Genomic DNA, 24,624 nt, shown 5'->3' on the forward strand with positions numbered 1-24,624 from the left:
AATATTCCTTCTCTCTACTCCATTTTTTACGAACTTGCTTTTTTTGTGCTTTTGCTCCGTTTCGCGGCTGGTGCAGGCACTGGCTTTACGCGTGCAGCGCCGCCATTGCCGGTTCCAGCTTGCTTCTGCTTGTCGCCAACAGTTGACGTATTCAAACCCGCAGAATTCGAAGCATGAGTCGTTTTCGTTATGCCAGCATTTGCATTACTTTCAACAGTACTGTTGCTTGCCTTAGCAGAAGTTGATTCTGCTTTCGCTTGCGAATCCTTCGGAGCAGCTACTTGTTCAGACTTAGTAACAGTTTCTTCCTTATCATTAGCGTCCTCAGCTGCAGGGGCTTCATCTGCTTGTATTGCGATCACGGAATCCGTGATTCCAGATATGCGTTCCTGGCCAGTTGCAGCAGCTGCATTGTTGTTTCCTTCGGTCGACTCTAGCTTGACCGACTTCGAAACTCCATCCAAAGCATCATGCTTTTCGCCTCTGGAATTCTTCTCGTCAGCTTCGTTGATTCTCGTTGCAGCGAACTTATTTGCAACATCCTTAGCTTCATTCGTATCTGTTACAGCTTCATGTTCAGCCGCAATCTCAGATACGAGTTCCGCCTCGCCTTGCTCATTTTGGCTCGTGCTGTCGCTCTCCTGAACCTGACAGTGATTGTCGCCTTCATCATCAGGAGTATCCGGAGTCGCAACCATTGCTGCTGTCTCTTCATGCATACGAGCAATCACATGACGAGTGACAAGTACATCCAGCTGCTTGGCCAGCTCTGCTCCCGCGTCAACGGCAGCTTGTACAGCTCCGACATCACCATCGAGCTTCACCGTTACCAATCCACCATTGATGATCTCTACACCGATGCAAGTAACGCTTGCTGCCTTCAAAGCGGCATCTGCCGCAGCGACTGCTCCGAGATATCCCCTAACTTCAACCAATCCTAATGCACTATTTCTCATCGCCCGTTACCTTAATAACTCGTCGGATTGTCTGCGACGAATTGAACAGCGTCTGCGAACGCATCGCATGCTGCCTTGCAGGCTGATTGACTGCCCGTAAGCAATGCACCACCGAAGTTCGTTTCTGAAGGTGGTCCGAAGAAAGCGGCAATTGTCACATCTGCGGCCTTCAGTGCTGCATCAAGTGCATACATTGCTTCAAGTGGAGGAGCGATTAAGTACGCGATCGCTTCTCCTTCCTTGATGCCTGCTGTCTCGGATAAGTGCGTTCCTGTACGGGATACACAGTGAGCGAAATACGTAATGCTGTTATCTTCATTTGCACTCACGAAATGCGCTCCGCTCTCGATGAAATCCGCAACGGCGCTCATGCCGCTGCGCACTTCTTCTGGATTGGGTCCTGCCAGAATACCAATGACCTCGCCTGCCAGCTTCGTTGAAGCATTGGCCGATCCGGCATACATGCTTTTTGCATAGACAACATCTACGGCTGCTGCTTTTGTCGCTTCATCCAATGCCACGTACGTGACATCGTCAATGTCAGCAGTAATAATACCTAAGCTCTTATGGTGTGGCTTCAGCTCCAGCTTGCTTGCCATATCCAGGCTTACGTTGGAAATGAGCTTCATGCCGAGCACCGTTGCATGAATCGGTTCGTTTCTCATACGTGCCTTCCTCCTTGCGATAGCTTATAAATTGCGTGTTCAACTTGTCGTGATTATTGAACGACATTGGAATGAACGCTACAGTTTCAAATCAATACCTGATGCTTTGCGGTCAATCATCGTCTTGATCAGCTCTGCAATATGCGCGCCGGCTTCAACTGCAGGCGTACCGCCTGAGTGAATGTTGGAGATAACCGTGCGTCTCGCTTCAGGCATACCTACCGTCGGCTTATAAGCGATGTAGGCACTCATTGATTCAGCGGTAACCAATCCTGGACGTTCGCCAACGAGCAGACACACGACATCCGCTTCTGTTACATCGCCAATGACATCCATGGAAGGAACGCGGCAATGCTTAACAAACAAGATATTGCCGACTTCGTAACCATACATCTTCAGACCTTGTGTGATGGATGGAATGATGTCACGCAAATTGGCTTCAATCGCTGCGGAACTTAAGCCATCGCCAACCATAATCTGAACTTTCGCCTGATTGGTCGTACGCTGTTTAATCGTCGCAATCGTTTCATCCGAGAATTGGCGTCCCAAGTCAGGGCGCGTAATATATTCATCCTTGTCCCGACATTTTGTCGCAATCGGCACAAGATTCATTTCCTTCACGAAGTCCTCAGACACGTAGGAGAACACGGCATCTTGTGCTGCAGCATGGTCAGCACGGAAGCGCAGCGACGTAATTGTCTTGTATCGTGGGCCTGCACGCCATACGCCAAGGCGTGCTGGTGTTTTTTCTTTCATTTTCAAGTAGCCTTCGCGATCCTCTGGATCCGGTACAAGCAGCAGCTTGCGCAGATCGATATCTGTAATATCATCTAGACATTCGCCATCGTCCAGTTGCTCTTCTGCAGGCATGGTGGCTTGTACCAGCCCACCTACGGCAAACTCCGTTTTTCCCTCTTGCGGAGCAGTCACTTCCACTGCCTTCGTGACGACTTCCTTCACTGCTTCTGCAGCCGGCACCGTCTCGTTTCCTACCATTTCGTTCAATATCGACTCAATCATCGATTTTAGATCTTTTTCGTTCATGTGAGCTTCCTCCTTTCCCTACTTAAGAAACACGGATGCGTCTCCGGCTTTTTTCGTCAACTTGCCATTTTCAATGAAGCCCATCTTCTCCATCCATTGTTCAAACTCGCGGATTGGACGCAAGCCAAGCAATTCACGCAGCGTCGCGGTTTCATGATAGCCCGTTGTCTGATAGTTAAGCATGACATCATCGCCATGCGGGATGCCCATGAAGAAGTTACAACCTGCTGTAGATAAGAGCACAGCCAAGTTCTCCAAGTCATTCTGGTCAGCCTTCATATGGTTCGTGTAACAAGCATCACAACCCATGGAGACGCCTGTCAGCTTACCCATGAAGTGATCTTCCAAGCCGGCGCGAACGACTTGCTTCGCATCGTACAGATACTCAGGCCCGATGAATCCAACAACAGTATTGACTAGGAACGGATTGTATTTCTTCGCAAAACCGTAGCAACGCGCTTCCATCGTCACTTGGTCAATGCCGTGGTGCGCTTCGGAAGACAACTCCGAGCCTTGCCCTGTTTCAAAGTACATGACGTCTGGCCCTGCTACTTGCCCGTGCTGCAAGACAAGCTGCTGCGCTTCCGCAATCGTGTCGGCATTGAAACCGAATGCTTCATTCCCTTTTTGAGAGCCGGCGATCGATTGGAAGATAAGTCCTGTCGGCGCGCCGCGCTTCACCGCTTCCATTTGCGTGGTAACGTGAGCCAAAACGCAAGTTTGCGTTGGAATCTCCCACTTCTGACGGAATTCCTCGAATCGCTTCAATACACGCGTTACACTCTCAACCGAGTCGTCAACTGGATTGAGACCAAGTACGGCATCCCCGATACCGAAGGTCAAGCCTTCCATAAGGGAAGCCATGATTCCATCCGGATCATCTGTTGGGTGATTCGGCTGCAAACGTGCGGACAACGTACCTGCACGGCCAATCGTCGTATTGGCAGTAGCCTCAATGCGAATCTTCTTCGCACCGTACATCAGGTCAAGGTTGGACATAATCTTCGCAACCGCTGCAATCATTTCGGCTGTCAACCCGCGCGATACGCGCTTAATGTCAGCTTCAGTCGTGTTCTCATTCAAGATCCACTCACGCAGCTCTTCAACCGTCCAGTTTTGAATTTCACTGTAAATGCGCTCATTAACCCCATCTTGGATAATGCGGGTAACCTCATCTACCTCGTAAGGAACAGCTGGATTGTTGCGCAGATCCGACAGCTTAATTTGGGAGAGCACTACCTTCGCAGCTACACGCTCTTCGGACGAAGTAGCACCCAGCCCAGCCAGTGTATCCCCTGATTTTTCCTCGTTTGCTTTTGCCATAACTTCCATAAGGCTGCTGAACTGATACACGCGGCCAAACAACTTCGTTTTTAAAATCACAAAAGCTCCTCCTTCCAACTCAATAACAATTTGTCTTAATAATCTCCCCTAATGAAATACGAGGGTTTTAATGACGACTGGAAGCACCTTGCCATTCGCAATCGGCTTGCCGATATCGATATAGTCGCCGTTATCAACCACAACACTATCGATGCAGACAACATCCTTCTTGTAGTCAAGCAAGGCGTACAGCGTCTGTCCCAGCACTTTCGCCATGTCGTGATGGACGATCACGATGAGGGGATAATCCCGCTCCAGCAGCTCGGACATGCCTTGATACAGCCCTTGCGCATATTTCTGAACCTCTTGGAAGCTAGGGCTCTTCTTCCCTTCCAATGCGATCGCAACCCGCTGCAGATCGTTGTTCAGCTTGAACCAATTCAGCTTGTCGGCAATCGCCTGCGCCAGCGTCTCACTGCTTCCCGACTCATCTGCCGCAGCAAGCTTCAGAATCGGAATATTCTTAATCGGGAAGCTCTCTTCCGTGTACGTAATCGTGCTGCCGCTAATTTCCGTCGTATGAGACCCTGCTCCAACTACGGTTGCTCGGATGGTCTCAGCCGATCGGGCTACTGTCATTTGCGTCGTAAGCGGAGACGCTGCGATGGCACGGCCGAGCAAGATGCCGATGTCACCGTACTGGAACACATCGCCCGTCGCCTCTTCATAAATGTAGTCCGCGACGCCGCCTGAGAAAGAAATGCACGGAATCGAACGATCCAGCTTGATCCCTTTATTCGTAATAATCGTGTTATAGAAGTCGCCAGTCGGCCTTAGGCCAACACTCTCTTCGAGCAGCTTGACCATCTCTCCGATAATCGGCTCCAAGTCGGCTGGAGTAACTTGCTGATCGAGTGCGAGCTTAATGCCTCTCCGCTCTGCCAACTGCTTAATTTTCGGTGCAATGTACGTCACTTTATGTGTGGCTTGATCCACCTTAATGAGTCGTCCACCGATATCAAGGCAGCCTGTATCGATGAGATCGCCGCTAGCGAACAGCGCCAGATTGCTCGTACCTCCGCCAATATCGATATTGACGATGGAAGTCGAATGCTCCTTGGAATACGTATGGGCACCTGCGCCTTTCGCAGCGATAATGCTCTCCAGATCCGGACCGGCCGTCGCAACTACGAAATCTCCAGCGAAACCGCTTAGCGACAGAACTGCTTCGTTGGCATTGTCTTTGCGAGCTGTTTCCCCCGTAATAATGACGGCGCCTGTCTGAATATCTTCCTTGCGAATGCCAGCCTTCGCATACTGCTCTTCAATAAACACCTGAATCTGCTGCATATCGATGCGATTGTCCTCCATTACAGGCGTGAAGCAAATATCGCTTCGATATACAACTTCTTTGTCCGTAATGACCAATCGCGGCACTGTGAAGGAAGATGCCATGTTCTGAATGTGAAGCTTCGATAACACAATCTGTGTCGTAGAAGTCCCCATATCGATGCCTACACTCAGCAATTGTTCTTCCACTTTCCTCACCCCCACCGATTGATTTCCGTGTAATTCCACTGGGCATAGTTCCTGAATCGCATTGTGGTAACATCCGAACAACACCATTCGAACAAAAAAAGGCTTAAAGCACCACTTCCGATTCACACCGGATATGGTTGACTTTAAGCCTCTTTGCTTCTAAAACTACGCCCTTGTAGTTCGAATATTTATTTTTTGAACGTAAATGTAACAGCCGTGCCTTTATCACTTGATGCAATCGTGAGCTTCCCTTTCAGCTTATCCTTCACATAGCTGCGAACAATCGATAGCCCTAAGCTCTTGCGAGAAGCTTCTTCTACCACGAATCCTGTTCCGTTGTCTGCAACAACGACGGTAACAAGACCTCCTTCGACTTGCGCCTTGATCGTGATTTCACCTTCTGCACAATCCCCGAACGCATGCTCATAGCTATTGTGCAGCAGCTCACTTACAATCAGTGCGATATCTACGGTACGATCACTATCTAGACAAATACTGTCTGTTGATGAGATGTTCACACCGACAGCATGACAATGGACGAAGCAGCGCTCAATATTTGATGCAATGAGTCGTATGACATCGAGCAGATCTACCTGTGCATCGATTTCCGTCGATAGCAGTTCATGAGTAGCCGCAATTGCCAACACCCGACTGACACTGTCATCCAGACATTTCTTAGCCTCAGGGCTCTTGCACTGTCGGCCTTGAATGCGCAGCAGGGATGCAACCGTCTGCAAATTGTTCTTCACTCGATGGTGAATTTCACGAATGGCTACCGACTTCGAGATGATCTCTGCTTCCTTGTCCTTAATCTCGGTTACATCGTGCAGAATGACGCCTACACATAGATCCTTCTCCTCAATGAATAGCCGCTTCACTTGGAAGTATCGGCCTGCAGCCTTCACATCTGTCGTCAATGGACAACATGGTGAAGATGAATGCTGCTTCATCACCTCGGAGAACATCGTCTGATCGAGCGACAAATTGTCATAATGCAAGCCCTGTATATCCTCCAAATAGCCAAGTTGTCTATAATACGCATCTGCTTGCTTATTTTTGAGCTTCAAAAATCCATGCTTGTCAAACACGAGAACAGCGTCCTCCAACTGATTGATAAGAGAATCTTTGAAACGAAGCATAGCCGTCAGCATAGAAGACATCTCGCCATCTTCATACGGCGCTCCCGCCATATTGAAATGAGCTTGAATATTGTCACTCACATCTTTTTCATAAATGACAACTGCAATGACGCCATCTTGATTTTTCATCGGATATACCGTCTGCCGAACAAGATGATTCTCCTGCGTGTTGGCGACGAGACCTTGCGACATAATGCCAGTCTCTAATGTTCTCAGAACGCCTGGCTCATTCTCGCGCAGTGCCTTCTCTCCCGTAACTGGACGCTCATACAAGGACTGTCGTTCACTCGGACGGCGATGATATACGACGATAGCCTCGTTCGATACACTGGACAGTACATCAATGAACACATCGTCTTGTACCTCGGTATGTTCAAAAGACTCCGCAATTTCGCATATCCACGCTATATCCGCTTCAGACAACCCCGTATGGAGTCTGCACAGCTGCTTGATTCGTTCTTTGAAATCAATCATAGGACATGACGATCGTGGTTGCGATTTCCATCATCGGACATCGTCTATCCATACTTAATTTGCGCAGGGTTTGATAGGCTTCCTCTTCGGTATAGCCATTTTCCTTCATCAAGATCCCTTTCGCCTTCTCCACTGCTTTGCGCTCTTCCATCTTCTGCGTCAGCTTCGATAGATTCTGTTCCAGCTTGCGTATCTCTTTGCCTTTGGCAATGGTCACTTCCACCATGGGAATGAACGACTTTTCATCAAGCGGCTTTACCAGATAGCCAAGCGCACCGACAGCCGAGGCTTTCTCGATAGTCTGCTTGTCGTTGAAGGCGGTCAGGAGAATGATTCCTCCTGCCAGCTGCTCTGATAAGATTCGTTTACTAGCCTTGAGCCCATCGAGGATAGGCATTTGAACATCCATGATGACGAGGTCAGGCAGATGCTTCTTACATAATTCGATGGCTTCAAATCCATCGGAAGCTTCGCCTACTACATTGTAGTCCGCCTCTTCGAGCATCTCACGAATATCCATTCTTGTAATAGGTTCATCGTCGACTATTACAATTTTTCCATTCATGTGTCATGCACCTCATTGTCTGCCGTTATTTGCTTGTCTATTGGTATTGCGCCTCTTGAAATAGAATCAGCCGTTTACGCCTCCAAGTATTGCTGAAGCGCCTCCACTCCCACATTCTCTATCGTCGAGACTTCAAATATCTGTTCCACACCAGCCGCTTGCAGATGAGCTCTCGCTTGTGCGATTTGCTCCTGCGACTCGGACAATTCCACCTTCGTCACCACGCCGATGACCGGCTTGGCAAATACAGTTGCAAAGGCGGGGGGGAAGTAACTGTCTTCCTTCGTGCAATCTTGCACAAGCCCGATTACGTCAGCATCTACGCTCGATACGAGCAGCATCTTGTACAAATATCGGTTCTCGATGCACTCGCCCGGCGTATCGATTGCTTGGTCGAAGCTTTCAATCGCTTGCGTCTTTTTATAGGCAATTTCTTGACCATGCAGCCATTGGCACAGTGTCGTCTTGCCAGATCCGGTACTCCCGGCAAAAATAATTTTTCTCATCAGCTTCTTCACCTACGTTCTCGTTATGTTCGCAGCAGTTGAGAAGCCTAAAATATTTTGCAGTCCAAACAGCACTTCACTTATGGCGGATTCGACAGAGGATACATCGCCTGTAATGACGAGTGATCCGCTGAAGCGATCAACGAAGCCAATCTGTACGCCAGCCGCCTTCGTCGCGATATCCGCTGCAATAATGGACGCCTCGCTTGGTGTTATCGTCATGACTCCGATGGAATCATGTGCGTCATTCCCTAATCCCAGCTTCTTGTAGATATCTGGATTCGGATTCGCGATAATATGAGCCAGCGTGACCTGTTTACCAGGTACGTACTCTTGGATAACGCGTTGTTTCTCAGTGTGTTGCTCCATACCATCATCTCACTCTCATGTCAGAAACACGTGAAATTGCTGTAAAAAACATAAAAGCCCCTTAAAAGTTCGCACAGGAATTTTAAGAAGCCTCTTTGCTTGGTTTTGTATGCAACACGCCGTTGTGTTACCTTTACTATATTTTAATACTGCAAACGTTGTCAATACACATTCAGACAAAATTCGACGCAAACCTACGATTGAAACATTTTGTTCAAAATTTCAGCCACATCTCCAGTTTTTGGTACACGAGGATTCGTCGCTGTACAGCCATCTTTCAACGCGCCTTCGGCTATCGACTCTCTCATTTCGTCCAGCTTCTCCTGCTCAATCCCGCATTCCTTCAGCGTCTGCGGCATCTGCAATTGCTTCTGCAGCTGCTTGATAGCTTGCACCAAGCTGCGTACACCGCTCTTCGGATTCGGTGCGGATAGACCCAAGCTCTTCGCGATTTCTGCATAGCGAACCGCTGCAGCTGTGCTCTCTTCCCTGCCATAGCCTGGCTTATAATTTGCATTGAATTCAATAACATGCGGGAGCAGCATTGCATTCATGCGGCCATGCGCAATCTTGAATTTGGCTCCTGCGACATGCGCAATGCCATGATTTAGCCCGAGCGAAGTAATATTAAATGCCATGCCCGCAATACAGGAGGCATTATGCATCTTCTCACGTGCTTCTAAATCCCCGCCATCCTTATATGCACGTGGCAAGTAAGCAAACACCAGCTTAATTGCCTTCTCGGCAAGGGCATCGGATATATCATTCGCTTTTGTAGACACATAAGCTTCAATCGCATGCGTCAATACATCCATTCCGGTATCTGCCGTAATGAAGTCCGGCACACTCTTGACCAGCTCCGGATCCAATATCGCCTCTTGCGGCAGCATCTCATCGGATACAAGTGGGTATTTGATATTTTTCTGCTTGTCACTAATCACAGAGAACGAAGTCACTTCTGATCCTGTTCCGCTTGTTGTTGGAATCGCGACAAACGGAATCTCCTGCTGGTTCAGCAGCTTCTGCGCGAACAGTTTCATCGCCTTAGCCGCATCAATCGCAGACCCACCGCCAATTGCAATAATTAAATCTGTGTTGAACGCACCCAATGCCTCAACACCTTCGGTTACGATTTCAACAGGAGGATCGGGTACGATATTGCTGAAAATGTATTGCTCATTGCTCTCATGCAGCCGATCGAATACCATGTTGATCATCCCTGATTTGACCATGAATGGATCGGTAACGATGAAAATCCGCTTATTACGCCATTCCATCAGACGATCCAGCGCGCCATGGCCCATATAGAGCTCAGCTTTGATCGAAAGTTTATCCACGTAAAGCACCTCCAACGAGTAGTTGCAACAAAAAAGAGGCCTCTCAAAGGGATAGATCCCTTCAAAAAGCCTCTTTGCTTGTTATGTCGTGTGCACGCCATTGTGCAACTTATCATTCAATTATCATCTATACTGTACATCGTAACGCAAACATGCGTCAACCTCAATAGGTTCGAGTTCATCATTACGACAAATTTGTATCAGTGCGTGTTCAAAAAGGCCGGTTTTCAGCACCGAGAAAGTTGGATGAAGCTAGGACCTGAGGAGCGGAGCGTACGTTTTGGGTACATGAGCACCGGAAGGTCCGGCTGAATTCAAATTTCGATGCCGAGTCCACTTCATGATTTACTTCGTGATCAAAAGCGGACTTTTTGAACAACCTCTATAAGAAAAAAGGTGGGACATGCACATCATTGTGCATCTGGTTCTTCTTCGTTGAAGAACGTCCCGCTTGCCTCGCTTGTACAACTTCGTATATTCGGCGGCGACCACCAGGCAACTCGACTGCGTTGTCGACTGCCTTCGAGAAATATAAAAAAGCCTAGTGAGGCGCAATCGTCACTAGACTTGTAAACCAGTCACTTTCGCCTCGAAATGACTGGCCTGGCAAAGTTACTAGACAAAAGACCTGACTTAAGACCGAGCATTCGGCCTATTACAGTGGCGGGACCGTGTTGGATTTGCACCAAACTTCCATTGTCTATAACTTCTTCTGTTGTGCATGACGTGAATAGTCGTCCATTCGACATTTATTATAGCACAAACGATCTGAAGCGCAATATGAAAAAAGATAAAAGTTGAGGATCGAAATCGTTAAGAGTGATTTGCCCGTCAATATGTCCCGGCAGATGTGAAGCTGCCCTGCCCTTTGAGATAACTATCGAAAAATTGTACTAGAATATGATTCATCGTTTCAAGACAGTAATAGGGATCAATCTCTGCCACCCTGCCGCCCTGCAGCATATTGGATATTAGCGGGGAAATGAGGGACAGGTCGGTAAGAGTCAAATGCTCCGCTCCTTGGAAATGGACGGTATGCACTACTTTACCGTTTTTATCAATAACCTTGTTAGCTGCATAAGGAGATTTGCTGTTGCGCTGTAGGAGCTGTACCCACACAGCGTCAGAATAGATATTAAGAAGCGGAGTTGTATAGGTCTGGTTGCTTGCCGCAAAATCATCGGTCTCCTTGTTGTATACGAGCTCGCCAATCATTGGGGCATCGATATTGACAACGGCGCCAACATCATCACGCTCCCTGCCAAGCATCGTGCTTGCCGCTCCACCCATAGAGTGTCCGAACAGACCTATTTTGTGGGTATTCACCAGTTGATACGCCTTGTCACTGCTCGTTTTTGTTTTTCCTAAAATCGTATCGATTACAAAATTCATGTCATCCGTACGCAGCTTCATCCATTTTTGATTAAGCCCATAGGTCTGCTCTACCGTGTATGTTCCCTTGTTGGCACCAAAGACTTCCTGCATATATCCCTGATCGATGAACGCCCTGTTTCCGTCCTCGGACTCCGTATAAAAAGAATGATACGGATGATCAATAGAGCATACTACGTACCCGTGGCTCGCAAGCTCCATATAGGCTGAATAATTGCTTTCTTTGCTGCCGAATGCACCAGGAGAGAATACCAACAGCGGATAGGTACCGTCTGCCTGTTCAGGATACCAAAACTCAACATTAACGTGCCGATTTTCTCCTGTGTCTGTAAATTGTTCGATACGATTTTTGTCAACATAGGTGTATGATGCGGTTGCGACTTGATATTTCCCCGTAACAGGTAGCAAATGATACTGCGGGAATACGAGAGCAGGAATTATAGCGATGACGACGAGCATAAGCATAGCAATAGCATTTCTGATAACGCGGCTGCTTTTATATTCTTTGTGCTCCTCTTTGCTGCGTATGAGCGTCCACACTCCAAGAAGCGCCCAGACAAATAGCAACAATCCAAGTCCCATCCAACGGAAGCTCCACTCGATGACCGAAGCCAGTGTGAAAATTAGGAATGCTGCAAACGCGCCAATCCTTATTATGGCTTTAATCTTTTTCTGATATGACTTTGTACAAATGCGGAATACTGCAAATGCTACTTCACAAACAACAGCAATAATCAATATGATGTTTCCTATCATCCAAATCCAAGCCTCCTCTGCTTCATTCGTGCAGCATCAGCATACATAACGATTGGTGCAGAGTAAATATGAACGACACTATGCTGTATGAATAACAAAGTAAGCTGTAAAAAAGACGAGGTAAGCTGCCGCCTCCCCGTCTTATTGTTCTTCATCATTTTTTAGTTTTTGTAGCTTCTCGTTGATTTCCATTGCGACCTTCCTGTCACTGCTCCATTCAAGCCAACGGACAAGCAGGGAGATAATTGCGATTTCAAATGCGAGTATCATTGTGTTAACTACTCCCGTTACCCAACCCATCCAATTCGTGAAAATAAGCAACACTACTTCCAAGATCACAAAATGGATCAAAATTCGCAACCGCATTCCCTTTTCGCTTGTATCATCAGCAGAATAATAGAACAAAGGACTTGGCAAGACACCCACCAAAGCGCATATCATGATTGCGTATATATGATGGAAGCCGAGAGAAAATATCGAAGCATCCGAGCCGTCTACCCATATATTTAGATGATTCAGCAGGGTGATGAATATGACAATGCCTGCAAATACAAGCAAGTAATTTCTTACAAAGCTTTTTACAATCTCTGAAACATTCATGTTCGTCCCTCCCTATAGACCAAGCATCGATTTCAGAATCGGCACATATTGACGCGACACCATAACCGTCTCTCCATTATCCATTCTCGCCTCGAACCTGCCGCTGATAGACGGCTTGATGTACGCTATTTTAGCGATATTGAGAATGCTAGATTTCGATGCGCGGAAAAACTTCTTTCCCTCAACTACCTGTTCGAGCTCGTACAGCTTCTGTTTCGCTTCAAACACCTTATCCTTGCAATACATAAATACCTTGTTATCCACCGATTCAAAATAGTACACATCGCTGAGCTTGATTTGGTGAATCGTATCCTCTTGAAAGCCCATGAGCATCTTATTTTTTACTTTTATCCGACTTATCAGACTCATGATTTCATCAGTGACTTCATGACATCGTATAATAATTTCTTCTTCCTTCTGAATATCGATTTCTTCGATTGATATTTTCATAACTATTGTTTTTCACCGCCTATTTTGCCCCTTTTGTCAGTCATCGCTAGACTTTTTCATTTCCTTACACCAAACTCACTCTACTAAGTATAATTGTGGTTCATAAAATTGGAAATCACAAAACACTTGATAAATGAAAAAAGCGTGCCGCTCAATGAAGAGTGACACGCTCGCTTTTTCGGTTACAGCAGCACTTCGATAACCAACTTACCTGTTATGAAATTATATATTATTGAATTTCGAGCTTGTAACGAACATCCTCATCGGCAAATTTATACACATACAAATGATACCGGCCAGGTTCCGCTTCGACTTGACCCTTCATCCAATTTCCGTCTATATCAACAGGATACAGAACTTGCTCATTATCGCCCTCGCGGTACAACACCCAATTTACGTGTTCGCCCTGCTGCTTTTCCAATCCAATGTTCAACGATGTTGGTTTGTCCAAGTCAATCATGAATACATCCTGCTTGTCGTCACCTTCAAGCGTTCCATTTACCGTCCGGCCTACTGGTACCGGTCCATTAGCCATGTCAGGCGCATCATTCGGTTCAGTCTCCTCAAATAAAGACATCTCTGGTTCAGGCTGTTGCTGCGCTTCCGACTTAACAGACAGACGATACGACTGATCTCCTTCTGTTGCCGCATATACGTGTAAATAATAGGTTCCCGGCTCGGAAACGGATATAGTGCCAGCTAAGCTGTTCCCTTCCCTTTTAGTCGGATAGGCCTGATAATTGTTCGGGTCAGACTCATGGAATAGCACCCAAGCTACTCCCAGTTCCTGCGCCGATTCCAATTCGATCGTCCATTCCCCTGCCTGCTTCGCGTCAAAACGATAAATATCCAGCGCATCCTTATTACTCAATTTACCGGAAATCGTTTTTCCTGTATCGTCGAGTCGAACAGCTGTCTTCCATGTGTCGTTTGGCTCACGATCCGTAGTATCTTTTTGATCGCCGTCTTTATCCCCATTGTTGCCTTCGTTGCCGTTTCCGGGATTGGTGCCGCCATCCGGCAATTCTACATTCCCGCCGTCTGCACCTTCGGGAAGCTTGCCATTGAACACAACATCATAAACGAAATTGCCTTCATCATTAACACGGTAATTAGTAAAGTATGCCGTAAGCGTCTTGTATCCGTTCCATGGTTTGTCTGACAAAGATTGCAGGAAGCCATCCGTCAACTTGTTCATCGTCTGCCAATCTTGTTCTACTCCTGCAGAGGCACCGCCGACATAAGTGCCGCGCAGCTCGTACGATTTGAACAAGCCAGAATTACTTTTCTTAACGCTTCTGTTGCTCAGTCCAGCCAAGTTCGTGATCTCATCGTAGATTTCAAGTTCCGGCTTCGGCTCTACTGCTTGCAAATAGTCGTCAGACACAAGCGGTACCGATAATTTGTCATAGCGTGCAACCTTCTCTTCAATGGAGCGTTGATACGATTCGTTCAAGCGCGCATCACCGCTTATGGATTCGAGCTGCTGCTCATAAGCATCCCCATCATTGTTCCGGATCGCACGATGAATCCGATCCATAGCCGTGAAATCATGATGATATAAATAATCGTATAGTGCAAAAGAATAATTATAAAATTGCCATGATCCATATTTCGAGTTTACGGTATCCGATACAGTGTAGCGCTGCCCTGGCTCGTCAGCAACCAAATAGCCGACAACCGACTTGCGGGGCTGAATACCCTCCATTCGCGTGGCGCCAGCGAAGAATTCAGCTCCCCCTTCATCGAACCATTGCATGCGTCCGCCTTGATACAGCGGCCCTTGGCCAAACATGCCTGGTATCTCAAAGCGTGCTTGCAAGTAGTGGGTGAACTCGTGCCGGAACAACTCCTCTAAACTATAAATGCTCTGCTCTTCTGTGCGATCATACGTAAAGAAGGTACCGTCCCCTTCGATGTAAATGCCGCCGTTGTCCGTATCATATCCGTACAAAAACCGGTTCATTTTATATTCATCTGGACTGTTATAAATAACGATCGTAAGCACATCGTCCGGATTTCCCACCTCTAACGGCTTATCATTGCCGATGACCCGGTGGAATTGAGCCTTCACTTCTTTCGCTGCCCAATATAGGCGTTGAAGCTGCTCTTGGGTCAATTGGCCCCCCGCCCGGATCACAAACTGGCCGTCATCGAACTCAACTCGCTGCGGCAAATAATGTTCCTTCCCGCGCTGCTTCAGTTCGTCTATATCAACCCGGTTGCCGTAAGCGTCCTTCTCATCGTAATTCCGTGCAATCTGATCAGCTGCTACAAAATAGAGCTCCCCAAGCTTAGGCTTCGTCTGCATCACGTTAGTCAGTACCCGGTTCGCTTTCTGTGGGTCGCTATGATAATGCCCAAGCGCGCCAGAATAGTAAATCGCATTGCTGGTCAGCCATTGCTTATCCTCTGCTGTGGAACCTTCGCTCCCCAGACGGAATAATTGCTCCAAATATCCGTCGATGTTGCCCTTGAATTCGGCCTTCTGATCCGGCTCAATCATACGATACATCAGAACATACCCAACACCCTGGATTACGTCGTAGAAGGCCTTTCCAGACAAGAAATTACCACCCAATTGCTCTTGGCGATCAGTAAAGTCTGACAATAGCCCGGTCAGCCGGTTGACGATATACGTATCGACCGTGACGTTAGAAATCAGTCTGCCCGTTGCTGAAATAACGGAATGCTGAACTTCATTTCCCCAAGTAAAGGACGGATTATCAACAATCGCCTTCATGGCAGGCAGCATTTTCTCACGGAAATCCAGCTCATTAAGGCGACTCAGCTCCTTATTGTAATACCCCAGGTACACACCGGAACGAAGTACCTCTATCAGCGTTGGAATGCCTTGCATATCCTCGGTCGTAAATCGTTTTCCGCTCTCCTCCAGCCGATCAATGATCGCTTGCATGCGATTTTCGTCCGAATAAAAACGCCGAGTATCCTCATTCAATTTGAACAGCTCAGGAATCTTTTCCCAATCAATGCTTACCAGCAGATCTGTAAGCGCCTCATACGACATTGCATTCAAATCAGCCATGCTGTATGTGGACTGTTTGCTTATGCTCTTTAAAGCCTGGGCAGGTGGTTCCGGGATACCTGGATCTTCAGACTGTTCTGCCATCGGCAGCCTTCCTTCGGTATCAAGCGGCAAATCAGATACAGAAGGATCTTGCTGTGCGATCACATTGTGAATTCCATACTGAGCGGCATCTTCCCGAACCTGCAATCCTCGCTCCTCAGCCGCCGCGAAGCCCGCTGTACTCCCCGTCGCAACAGTGGCCGCCAACAAAATCGAAGTCCACTTCATCCATGCTTGTTGTTTCATCTGCTGTTTCATCTGTTGTTTCATCTGTTGTTTCTTCTGTTTTTTCGTCATTTGTTTCATCTGTTGTTTCATCTGCAGCTATCCCCCATGTGTGTGGTATACGTTCACGATAGATGAACGATAAACCTAATATCGGCGTCACACAGAGCTTCAGTCATGCAGCTTTATTCCTGTTTTTCTTTCCGAATAGCACTTTCGACTCATCGAAATCTTCCCAGATTTAGGACGAATACCATACATATTCGTATCCCGTAAACCTTTACAAGGGCGCTTTCACCCATTTCATCATGATTGTCGAATTTTGCTAATAATAACGAAACCACTCTAAAATAGTTGACACAAATTCAGTCCTCTTTTCATATAACTAGAGAAAATACCCAATGAATAAATCATAAATTCTTGGAATTTAAGAGGTGTTTTATCTTTTTCTAGCAAAAATAATGGGCAGCTCTCCGCTGCCCAATCGATTATTATGTTAAGTTTTTACAGTAAATTCGTTTATAACCACCTTCCAGCAGCGGCGCTGATTCAACAAACTCCCAACCTTGTCTCTCGTAAAATCCAATATGATTCGTGTTCAAGTATAAATTATCATATCCGAGCCGCTTTGCCTCTTGTACAACATAATGTTCAAGCGCAGCCGCGACTCCTTGTCCCCTTGCTGCTTCCGTCACATACAAGCTCGCCAGCCATGGGTATAAATCTTGACGACACTTAAAATCATTCATCCACAGCGATACCGTACCTACAGGCTGCTCATCCAGCAAAGCCACGAACGTCATCGGTACACGGTCGACATGGACATGATGTTCTGTCGCGTACTTGATCGCTTCGTAGGACTTATCGCTTGCCCATTGCTGCCACAGCCAATGACTCACCTGTTCCAGTAAATCCATTCGGTTTTTCAAATTGATAATTTGCAGCAAGATCGTAGTCCCCTTCCCTTTTCACGAATTCACCAGTTGTATGTACTCCTTTATTTCAGCTCTATTTTCCGTTATCGTACCAAATCTACAAATACGCGGACAACCCCTTTTTTCACGGCAACTTAACGACAACAAAATAGATGTGGATTAAGGAAGGAAAGAAAAAAAGTGGATTGACCTTGCAAAAAAAACTGTATGCTATGCTCTATAGCAATAAGCCTTGAAAGGGTGACCTCAAGCCAATTATCTACTTATCCGATTCCGATTAAGAAAACATCGTACCTGTACGAATTTTCTGGATAGGATTAGTGTGGGCTTTTTGATCATAACGAACGGACATTTACTGGCTTTTGCATGTATGCGGAGCAGTGTGTCTCTGTGTTCGCATGTCTGCCTCCTATCCAGCACTTTATGGATAAGGAGGTTTTTTTGGTTTCTATAACCTGTTAGAACATTATCGTTACTGTGTGCAGTCCACCAGTAAGGAGGCTTTCGTATGGTTACCTTTCTCAAAAACAACAAAATACTCGCAATATTAATGCTCAATATATTCATTGTGATGGTCGGTGTTGGCTTGATTACGCCCATCCTGCCTGAATTGATCATCGAATTCGACGCAAACGTCAGGCGATGGGATTGTTAGTTGCCGCTTACGGCATTACTCAGTTTCTGCTGTCCCCGCTTACAGGCAGCCTGTCTGATCGATATGGGAGAAAAACATTTATTCTTGCCGGACTTGTCATATTCAATGCTGCTAAGCTGTTGTTCGCTCTTGGAGATGTGCTGTGGATGCTGTATGCCAAATCAATAACATTCAAATATGCGATGCTCTTCATGCTTGTACTAGTAATGACTTTCGGACTCGCCAACTATGAAGCCGTGCTCGGCTTATATGTAACGACCCGATTCCAATTCACAGCACAGCATATAGCCATCATTCTAAACCACCGGAGCGATAATCGGCGTTGGCATGCAAGCATTGCTTGTCGCGAAAATGGAATTAAACTGTACCTTTCAAAAAGATGACAGAAAAAATCCCGCGTCCGTGCTCGGACGCGGGATTTTTTGCTCATTTCATTTTCCAACTAGTGACTTTAACAACCGCTTCGTCAGCGTTCTTGAGGTCTGCTTTCCCCATATCCCACAGCTGGTTCCATTGCTTCACACGGTTCTTGCCATTAGGCGGCTGATTGTATTGTCTGGTATCCACGATTTTTGTTCTCTCGTCGTAAAATTTCTTCATAAATGTCTTCTCATCGCTGCTTTTTCCTGAACGGGACAAAAGGCCTTCAAGTGTTCCAGAATCTCCAGTAGCGCCATGATTTAAGGCTGTATCAACAAAGGAACCAATCGTCAGAGCAGAATTGAAACCACGTTTGCGCGCTTGCTCCACGCTGTATTTTATGTAAACCTTATAGAAGGTTTGCCACATTGCCTCTCTCCACGCGTCATTGTTTTGCAATTTTTTGATTTTGCCGCAGAACACTTTTTCACTATCCTTAATTTTCAGAATCGATCCTTTCATTGAACCATTAACACCAATTCGGGACAAGCCCCCTTCAACCGAAGGATTGGAAGCACCGCTGGCAGCGTCGAATTCTTTGAACAAAGTCGGGCCATCCGGATGCTCATCGTTCTCTCCCCCTGTCGTGGCTCCGAATATGCCGATCGTATACCCGCGATCATCATCAATATCCTCACAGTATCCATAGTATTCGGTCCATTTGAGCGAGTCCTGCTCGGGTTTGTTAATGAGCTTCATAATATTGTCCCACTGCTCGCCATCAAGTCCTGTATTGGCCCGAAGGAACTTAAGCGTCTTCGGTGAAAAATTGTCATCGTGAGAGCCTGCAGCAGAAGCCTTCGACGGGAGAAGAGCACTTATTCCAGACATGGAGACAAGTAAAGAAAATGAGAACAGGACGACCAGTAATTTTGTTCTTTTCATAATTGGCTTTTCGTTGAACATACCAGTAGCACCTCCAAAAATAATGGGTTAATACGATCCTTCAAGCGATACTTCAAACCAAATTCCATCTCCTTCCTTCAACATAGAAAAATGATGCAATGTTGCTGATTTGCTGTTACCTTCGACATGCCACCCCTGATAAGTATGAAACTACATCAAAAACAATTCTTTACTTATTTGTGAAATATGGAAAAAGACGGGAGATAAAAATCCCCCGTCTTCTCCATATAACCGTTATTCTTCATTACACTAATTCGCTTCCACCTGTGGGACGACGGCTTGATGCAGTGCGGTGTCGAGCTCCGCTGCATATTGATTGCGCTGTTCTTCCGTCCAGCCGAACGTAGAAGCCATGTAGGCAATGACCGGCTGCTTCCATTTCCGTACCCACTGGATGTTAAAGAAGAGTGCACCCGTACGGCGAATAAAGAAGTCCACCGGCTTCAATGTCATTTCCTCTTCCATGGCATATACGAGCGGGACAAGCACTTCTAGCGGAAGACCGCTTTGTTCCGTCTTGCTCTGATAACGATCCGCCAAGTCGAAGATTACATCCACATTAGAGCCATACATACGTGCCCAGCGCTTAGCAAGTGACCCATCAAGCCCATTTCGTACGCCTTCATTCATTTTGCCTTCCACGAATCCCAGGAAATCTGCGGAGCCGCCTACATGCCCGCCTGATATTGGCATCTCCTTTGTCTTTGCAGCTGTAAATGTAATTCCTTCATCTTGGCTGAGCAGCTTCATGACCAAATCAACGATCATTTCAGCCATTTTGCGATATCCGGTCAGTTTGCCGCCTGCAATCGTAATCAATCCAGATGGAGATTGCCAAATTTCATCTCTGCGGGAAATCTCGGATGCATTTTTACCTTCTTCATAGATGAGCGGCCTTACCCCCGCCCAGCTCGATTCAACGTCGTCTGCAGTAAGCTGAATCGAAGGGAACATGTACTGTATCGCCTTCATGATATAATCACGGTCTTCCTTCGTCATGACAGGTTGAACCGGATCTGCCTTATAGAACGTATCCGTTGTGCCTACATACGTTTTTCCGTCGCGCGGAATTGCGAATACCATTCGGCCGTCCGGCGTGTCGAAGTAAATCGCTTGCTTGAGCGGAAATTTCGACTGATCGATGACAAGATGCACCCCTTTGGACAGTTGAAGATGCTTGCCTGTCTTCGAATGATCCTTATTACGAAGCTCATCAACCCAAGGGCCTGCCGCATTGATAATCTTCTTGGCACGGAATTCGAACGCTTCCCCATCCAATTGATCAATAACACGGACGCCAACAATTTTTCCGTTTTCATACAAAAACGAATCTACCTTCATATAGTTCAGAGCCATGGCTCCATTCCGAACGGCTTCCTTCATGACTTCAATCGTCAACCGCGCGTCGTCGGTTCGATATTCTACATAATAACCGCCACCCAAGAGCCCTTCCTGCTTCAACAGCGGCTCACGGCTCAGCGTCTCTTGCTCCGACAGCATGCGGCGTCGCTCGCTGCGCTTAACACCAGCCAGAAAGTCGTAAACGCGCAAGCCGATCCCAGTGCTGAATTTGCCGAACGTTCCTCCGCGATGAAGCGGAAGCAGCATCCACTCAGGCGTTGTTACATGCGGCCCATTCTCATATACAATGGCGCGCTCCTTGCCGACTTCAGCTACCGTCTTCACATCAAATTGCTTCAAGTAGCGGAGACCGCCATGAACTAGCTTCGTTGAACGGCTAGACGTCCCTGCGGCGAAGTCCTGCATCTCGAATAGTGCCGTTCTCAATCCTCTCGTTGTCGCATCCAACGCAATCCCTGCACCCGTGATTCCTCCTCCAATAACGATCACGTCAAGCGGCTTCTGACCCATTGCTTGTACGATAGATTTGCGCTTCATAGCGGAAAAGACAGTTGTCATATGATAACCTCCCTCGTCATAAAGACGGCATGAAAAGTAGGTACTCGCTAATGCTCACATCGAAAACAAAAAAACCGCAATAACACTAAAGTCATAGACTAAAGTGCAATTGCGGTTCTCAATTCTCCAACCGAATTTAAATATTAACTTATTTAAAATTGTAGCATATTCATGCACTTATTTAAATACTTTTGTTGCCTCAATGGCTTTGCCCCAGCCAGAATACAAGGCATTGCGGCGTTCTTCCTGCATGGACGGGATAAAGGTACGATCAATGCTCCATTGCGCCGCTATCTCGTCCCGGTCGCTCCAGTATCCCACAGCCAAACCTGCAAGGTATGCCGCGCCTAGTGCAGTTGTTTCAAATACTTGCGGACATTCCACCGGTACGCCCAGCATGTCGCTCTGGAACTGCATCAGGAAATTGTTCTGAATTGCTCCACCATCCACACGCAGCTTGGTCAGCTTGATGGACGAGTCGGCCTCCATCGCAGTCAATACGTCTTTCGTCTGATAAGCGAGCGATTCCAATGTTGCACGGATGAAGTGTTCTTTCGAAGTGCCGCGCGTCAGGCCGAAGATCGCGCCTTTCACCTCACTATCCCAGTACGGCGTACCCAATCCGACGAAGGCTGGAACAACATACACGCCATCTGTTGATTCCACCTTGCTTGCATATAACTCACTATCCTTGGATTCCTTGATCATGCGCAACCCATCGCGAAGCCATTGAATAGCGGAGCCAGCAACGAAAACGCTTCCTTCCAGCGCATATTCTACTTTGCCATCAATACCCCAAGCGATCGTCGTTAGCAGTCCATGAGAGGACTTCACAGCCTGTTCGCCAGTATTCATCAACATGAAGCATCCCGTACCGTACGTGTTCTTGGCCATGCCCTGCTGGAAACATGCTTGCCCGAACAGTGCCGCTTGCTGATCTCCCGCAGCGCCCGCAATCGGAATCTCCTCGCCGAAGAAATGGAAGTCCACCGTTTTGCCGTATACTTCGGAAGAAGAACGCACCTCTGGAAGCATCTGCTTCGGAATCGTTAGCAGCTCCAGCAGTTCATCGTCCCACTTCAGCTCATGTATATTGTACATAAGGGTACGTGAAGCGTTGCTATAGTCTGTTACATGCACATTGCCGCCCGTGAGCTTCCAAATAAGCCATGTATCGATTGTCCCGAACAATAGATCGCCACGCTCTGCCTTTTCCCGCGCGCCAGGAACGTTATCGAGAATCCATTTGACCTTAGTACCCGAGAAATAAGAGTCAATGAGAAGCCCAGTCTTGGAGCGGAACAGTTCACCGTAACCTGCCTCCTGTAATTCATCGCAGATGGACTTCGTCTGTCTCGATTGCCATACGATCGCATTGTATACCGGACGGCCAGATTCCTTATCCCACACGACAGTCGTCTCGCGCTGGTTCGTAATACCGATGCCTGCAATTTGTTTTGGCTTTACGCCGGATTCAATGAGGCATGTCGCGATGACAGCCAAAATCGTTCCCCAGATTTCCTGTGCGTTGTGCTCTACCCAGCCCGGTTCAGGGAAAATTTGCGTAAATTCCTTCTGGGAAACGTGGACGATTTGTCCTTCTTTGTTGAACAAGATGGCTCTGGAGCTCGTTGTGCCTTGGTCAAGAGATAAGATGTACTTTTCCATATAAAATTCCCCCATATTAAGTAGTGGTGAATCCCTATCTGTTGAATCATCATGATTCATTTCATCGTGATCCATGCAAGAGGATTAAGTGATCATGCACATCGCGGAAAAATTGTTGATTATATCCAAGCGATAATACTTATCGAACAACATTTTTTCTAGACAAGAACAACGATAATACAAGGATAACAAGTGCGGTACCCGCTACTGCCCATATTACTGCATCAGACTGACCTAAAAACACATTTTTATAAAACAGCCCACCGAGCGAACCTCCGAGCAACGGCCCAACAACAGGTATCCAGGCATATTTCCAATTGGAACCGCCCTTGCCTGCGATCGGCAGCAGCATGTGCGCGATTCGCGGCCCCAGGTCGCGTGCAGGGTTGATGGCGTATCCCGTTGTTCCTCCCAGAGATAACCCTATGCTGACAATGAGAAATCCAACAATTAGTGGATTCAAACCATCCGTGAACTTGTTGGCGCCAATCGCCAAAATACCGAGAACCAAAATGAACGTTCCTATCATTTCACTAATTAAGTTGGAGAATGGATGATAGACGGCTGGACTTGTCGCAAATACACCCAGCTTCGCCCCCTGATCCTCCGTCAGTTTCCAGTGCGGCAAATAATGCAGAAATACAAGAACAGCTCCCACAATTGCGCCTAGCATCTGTGCCGCTATGTACGACGGTACATCAGCCCAAGGAAAATTCCCAATAAAAGCGAGCCCCAATGTAAGTGCTGGGTTGAGATGGGCTCCGCTTATCGAACCTACAGAATACGCCGCAACCGCGACAGCCAACCCCCATCCCATCGTAATGACGATCCAGCCCGAATTAGCGGCATAGGATTTCTTTAGCGATACCCCTGCACATACGCCCCCGCCGAGTGCAATCAGTATCATGGTTCCGATAAATTCTCCCCAAAACGCCGACATATTGACCCCTCCTGTTGTTCATTCCTGTTAAGAAAATGCAAAGAGACCTACGTTCAAGTACACGTCGCATCTGCTGCAAGCAGAGATGACAACGCGTTTGAAAGTAGATCTCCAAGTCTCCGTAACAGTATTAACTTGATTTAAATTTTATTTAAAATTGTAAGCGTTGTCAATCACTTTTTTTCATATTTTGTCCATAATTTCGTATTTGAGGTTGTAACCGCCTCGGCACCAGCCTGCAGAGCGAGCTCCACATCTTCGCTCGTCGAGATGAACCCCCCTGCCAAAATTGGTAGGCTTGTTCGTTCTTTTACTTTGCGAATGACGTTCGGCATGCCCCCTGGCAATACTTCAATGACATCGGGCTGCGTCGTCTGAAGCAGCTTGCAACTCTTCTCCAGAGCGCTATTGTCGATCAAAAAGATGCGCTGCACAGCTACGACGCCTTTTTGCTTCGCTTTTTGAATGACGCTGGATTTTGTCGACAAAATCCCGTACGGCCGATACTCCTGACAGAGGTACTCCGTCGCGTGAGCGTCGCTTTGAAGTCCTTGGATCAGATCGATATGCAAGAATAATTTCTTGTTCGCTTGATGCACCATACTGCAGGCGTGCTTGAGTTGAGCGATATGGACATCGAGCAGGACCAAATATTCGTATGGTGAAGCTACGGCTTTCTCCAAGTCTTTCATTTGCCTCGATGCGGGCAATATTCGCTGTTCATAAAAATTCATTGGTCGAGCCCCTTCGGT

At 47.1% G+C, this 24,624-nt stretch carries 22 protein-coding genes and 1 riboswitch; of the genes, 2 read left to right on the forward strand and 20 right to left on the reverse strand.

Annotated features, from left to right (window positions below):
• Nucleotides 1–26: 26 nt before the first annotated feature.
• The 15 genes from BP95_RS34190 to BP95_RS0105600 all read right to left on the reverse strand — a co-directional run bounded on the left by BP95_RS34190 (nt 27) and on the right by BP95_RS0105600 (nt 17,375).
• Entirely contained in the window at nt 27–956 is a 930-nt protein-coding gene (locus BP95_RS34190; RefSeq protein ID WP_081819812.1) for a BMC domain-containing protein, read from the reverse strand.
• 11 nt (nt 957–967) lie between these two features.
• A complete protein-coding gene (gene eutL / locus BP95_RS0105535) occupies nt 968–1,621 on the reverse strand; it encodes an ethanolamine utilization microcompartment protein EutL (protein WP_021252532.1) in 654 nt (217 codons plus the stop codon).
• A 78-nt stretch (nt 1,622–1,699) separates the two neighbouring features.
• A complete protein-coding gene (eutC, locus tag BP95_RS0105540; RefSeq protein WP_028531609.1) occupies nt 1,700–2,665 on the reverse strand; it encodes an ethanolamine ammonia-lyase subunit EutC in 966 nt (321 codons plus the stop codon).
• Nucleotides 2,666–2,683: 18 nt separating this feature from the next.
• On the reverse strand, nt 2,684–4,048 hold the full coding sequence (locus BP95_RS0105545; protein WP_021252534.1) for an ethanolamine ammonia-lyase subunit EutB: 1,365 nt from the start codon (nt 4,046–4,048) through the stop codon (nt 2,684–2,686).
• A gap of 48 nt (nt 4,049–4,096) precedes the next feature.
• Nucleotides 4,097–5,527 (reverse strand): ethanolamine ammonia-lyase reactivating factor EutA, encoded by a 1,431-nt coding sequence (gene eutA / locus BP95_RS0105550; protein ID WP_028531610.1) that lies wholly within the window; start codon nt 5,525–5,527, stop codon nt 4,097–4,099.
• A gap of 188 nt (nt 5,528–5,715) precedes the next feature.
• Nucleotides 5,716–7,140 carry a sensor histidine kinase gene (locus BP95_RS0105555; protein WP_021252536.1) on the reverse strand — a complete coding sequence of 475 codons (1,425 nt, stop codon included), beginning with the start codon at nt 7,138–7,140 and terminating at the stop codon, nt 5,716–5,718.
• Nucleotides 7,133–7,705 carry an ANTAR domain-containing response regulator gene (locus BP95_RS0105560; RefSeq protein WP_028531611.1) on the reverse strand — a complete coding sequence of 191 codons (573 nt, stop codon included), beginning with the start codon at nt 7,703–7,705 and terminating at the stop codon, nt 7,133–7,135. Before BP95_RS0105560 ends, BP95_RS0105555 begins: the two co-directional genes overlap by 8 nt.
• Before the next feature lie 74 nt (nt 7,706–7,779).
• Nucleotides 7,780–8,211 (reverse strand): EutP/PduV family microcompartment system protein, encoded by a 432-nt coding sequence (locus BP95_RS0105565; RefSeq protein ID WP_021252538.1) that lies wholly within the window; start codon nt 8,209–8,211, stop codon nt 7,780–7,782.
• Nucleotides 8,212–8,223: 12 nt separating this feature from the next.
• Nucleotides 8,224–8,580 carry a BMC domain-containing protein gene (locus BP95_RS0105570; RefSeq protein WP_021252539.1) on the reverse strand — a complete coding sequence of 119 codons (357 nt, stop codon included), beginning with the start codon at nt 8,578–8,580 and terminating at the stop codon, nt 8,224–8,226.
• Nucleotides 8,581–8,774: 194 nt separating this feature from the next.
• Nucleotides 8,775–9,917: a 1-propanol dehydrogenase PduQ gene (locus BP95_RS0105575; protein ID WP_028531612.1), complete on the reverse strand. Its 1,143-nt coding sequence runs from the start codon at nt 9,915–9,917 to the stop codon at nt 8,775–8,777.
• A 569-nt stretch (nt 9,918–10,486) separates the two neighbouring features.
• Nucleotides 10,487–10,638: riboswitch (adenosylcobalamin (AdoCbl) riboswitch) on the reverse strand.
• A 110-nt stretch (nt 10,639–10,748) separates the two neighbouring features.
• Nucleotides 10,749–12,065 carry an alpha/beta hydrolase family protein gene (locus BP95_RS0105580; protein WP_021252541.1) on the reverse strand — a complete coding sequence of 439 codons (1,317 nt, stop codon included), beginning with the start codon at nt 12,063–12,065 and terminating at the stop codon, nt 10,749–10,751.
• A gap of 141 nt (nt 12,066–12,206) precedes the next feature.
• Nucleotides 12,207–12,665: a DUF3021 family protein gene (locus BP95_RS0105585; protein ID WP_021257974.1), complete on the reverse strand. Its 459-nt coding sequence runs from the start codon at nt 12,663–12,665 to the stop codon at nt 12,207–12,209.
• Nucleotides 12,666–12,677: 12 nt separating this feature from the next.
• The gene (locus BP95_RS0105590; RefSeq protein ID WP_021252543.1) at nt 12,678–13,115 is read right to left on the reverse strand and encodes a LytTR family DNA-binding domain-containing protein; all 438 of its coding nucleotides are present in this window, start codon (nt 13,113–13,115) and stop codon (nt 12,678–12,680) included.
• A 229-nt stretch (nt 13,116–13,344) separates the two neighbouring features.
• Nucleotides 13,345–16,521 (reverse strand): collagenase, encoded by a 3,177-nt coding sequence (locus BP95_RS0105595; RefSeq protein ID WP_231515043.1) that lies wholly within the window; start codon nt 16,519–16,521, stop codon nt 13,345–13,347.
• A gap of 398 nt (nt 16,522–16,919) precedes the next feature.
• A complete protein-coding gene (locus BP95_RS0105600) occupies nt 16,920–17,375 on the reverse strand; it encodes a GNAT family N-acetyltransferase (RefSeq protein ID WP_028531615.1) in 456 nt (151 codons plus the stop codon).
• Between the two features lie 496 nt (nt 17,376–17,871).
• Here BP95_RS0105600 and BP95_RS33745 point away from each other — a divergent pair, with 496 nt between their 5' ends.
• Nucleotides 17,872–18,018 carry a hypothetical protein gene (locus tag BP95_RS33745; protein WP_231515044.1) on the forward strand — a complete coding sequence of 49 codons (147 nt, stop codon included), beginning with the start codon at nt 17,872–17,874 and terminating at the stop codon, nt 18,016–18,018.
• Nucleotides 18,006–18,401, forward strand: a complete 396-nt coding sequence (locus BP95_RS29675; RefSeq protein ID WP_231515045.1) for a hypothetical protein — start codon at nt 18,006–18,008, stop codon at nt 18,399–18,401. The genes BP95_RS33745 and BP95_RS29675 overlap by 13 nt, the downstream gene beginning before the upstream one ends.
• 43 nt (nt 18,402–18,444) lie before the next feature.
• Here the strand turns inward: BP95_RS29675 and BP95_RS0105615 are convergent, their stop codons facing one another.
• The 5 genes from BP95_RS0105615 to BP95_RS0105635 form a co-directional block, all read right to left on the reverse strand.
• Entirely contained in the window at nt 18,445–19,344 is a 900-nt protein-coding gene (locus BP95_RS0105615; RefSeq protein WP_028531617.1) for a chitosanase, read from the reverse strand.
• 249 nt (nt 19,345–19,593) lie between these two features.
• On the reverse strand, nt 19,594–21,264 hold the full coding sequence (locus BP95_RS0105620; protein ID WP_021252547.1) for a glycerol-3-phosphate dehydrogenase/oxidase: 1,671 nt from the start codon (nt 21,262–21,264) through the stop codon (nt 19,594–19,596).
• A 177-nt stretch (nt 21,265–21,441) separates the two neighbouring features.
• Complete coding sequence (glpK, locus tag BP95_RS0105625; RefSeq protein WP_021252548.1) at nt 21,442–22,932, reverse strand: glycerol kinase GlpK; 1,491 nt, start codon at nt 22,930–22,932, stop codon at nt 21,442–21,444.
• A 139-nt stretch (nt 22,933–23,071) separates the two neighbouring features.
• Nucleotides 23,072–23,872, reverse strand: coding sequence for an MIP/aquaporin family protein (locus tag BP95_RS0105630; protein WP_021252549.1), 801 nt, complete (start codon nt 23,870–23,872; stop codon nt 23,072–23,074).
• Between the two features lie 173 nt (nt 23,873–24,045).
• On the reverse strand, nt 24,046–24,606 hold the full coding sequence (locus tag BP95_RS0105635) for a glycerol-3-phosphate responsive antiterminator (protein WP_021252550.1): 561 nt from the start codon (nt 24,604–24,606) through the stop codon (nt 24,046–24,048).
• Nucleotides 24,607–24,624: the final 18 nt, after the last annotated feature.

This window comes from Paenibacillus sp. UNC217MF, from assembly GCF_000686865.1.
Classification (GTDB): domain Bacteria; phylum Bacillota; class Bacilli; order Paenibacillales; family Paenibacillaceae; genus Paenibacillus_B; species Paenibacillus_B suaedae.

Bases quoted from the DNA above. Each gene is read 5' to 3' on its own strand.
- BP95_RS34190 (WP_081819812.1), bottom strand. From the start codon at position 956: ATGAGAAATAGTGCATTAGGATTGGTTGAAGTTAGGGGATATCTCGGA.
- BP95_RS0105595 (WP_231515043.1), bottom strand. From the start codon at position 16,521: ATGAAACAACAGATGAAACAAATGACGAAAAAACAGAAGAAACAACAG.
- eutC (WP_028531609.1), bottom strand. From the start codon at position 2,665: ATGAACGAAAAAGATCTAAAATCGATGATTGAGTCGATATTGAACGAA.
- BP95_RS0105630 (WP_021252549.1), bottom strand. From the start codon at position 23,872: ATGTCGGCGTTTTGGGGAGAATTTATCGGAACCATGATACTGATTGCA.
- BP95_RS29675 (WP_231515045.1), top strand. From the start codon at position 18,006: ATGGGATTGTTAGTTGCCGCTTACGGCATTACTCAGTTTCTGCTGTCC.
- BP95_RS0105615 (WP_028531617.1), bottom strand. From the start codon at position 19,344: ATGTTCAACGAAAAGCCAATTATGAAAAGAACAAAATTACTGGTCGTC.
- BP95_RS0105555 (WP_021252536.1), bottom strand. From the start codon at position 7,140: ATGATTGATTTCAAAGAACGAATCAAGCAGCTGTGCAGACTCCATACG.
- BP95_RS0105590 (WP_021252543.1), bottom strand. From the start codon at position 13,115: ATGAAAATATCAATCGAAGAAATCGATATTCAGAAGGAAGAAGAAATT.
- BP95_RS0105570 (WP_021252539.1), bottom strand. From the start codon at position 8,580: ATGGAGCAACACACTGAGAAACAACGCGTTATCCAAGAGTACGTACCT.
- glpK (WP_021252548.1), bottom strand. From the start codon at position 22,932: ATGGAAAAGTACATCTTATCTCTTGACCAAGGCACAACGAGCTCCAGA.
- BP95_RS33745 (WP_231515044.1), top strand. From the start codon at position 17,872: ATGGTTACCTTTCTCAAAAACAACAAAATACTCGCAATATTAATGCTC.
- eutL (WP_021252532.1), bottom strand. From the start codon at position 1,621: ATGAGAAACGAACCGATTCATGCAACGGTGCTCGGCATGAAGCTCATT.
- BP95_RS0105620 (WP_021252547.1), bottom strand. From the start codon at position 21,264: ATGACAACTGTCTTTTCCGCTATGAAGCGCAAATCTATCGTACAAGCA.
- BP95_RS0105585 (WP_021257974.1), bottom strand. From the start codon at position 12,665: ATGAATGTTTCAGAGATTGTAAAAAGCTTTGTAAGAAATTACTTGCTT.
- BP95_RS0105635 (WP_021252550.1), bottom strand. From the start codon at position 24,606: ATGAATTTTTATGAACAGCGAATATTGCCCGCATCGAGGCAAATGAAA.
- BP95_RS0105580 (WP_021252541.1), bottom strand. From the start codon at position 12,065: ATGATAGGAAACATCATATTGATTATTGCTGTTGTTTGTGAAGTAGCA.
- BP95_RS0105560 (WP_028531611.1), bottom strand. From the start codon at position 7,705: ATGAATGGAAAAATTGTAATAGTCGACGATGAACCTATTACAAGAATG.
- BP95_RS0105565 (WP_021252538.1), bottom strand. From the start codon at position 8,211: ATGAGAAAAATTATTTTTGCCGGGAGTACCGGATCTGGCAAGACGACA.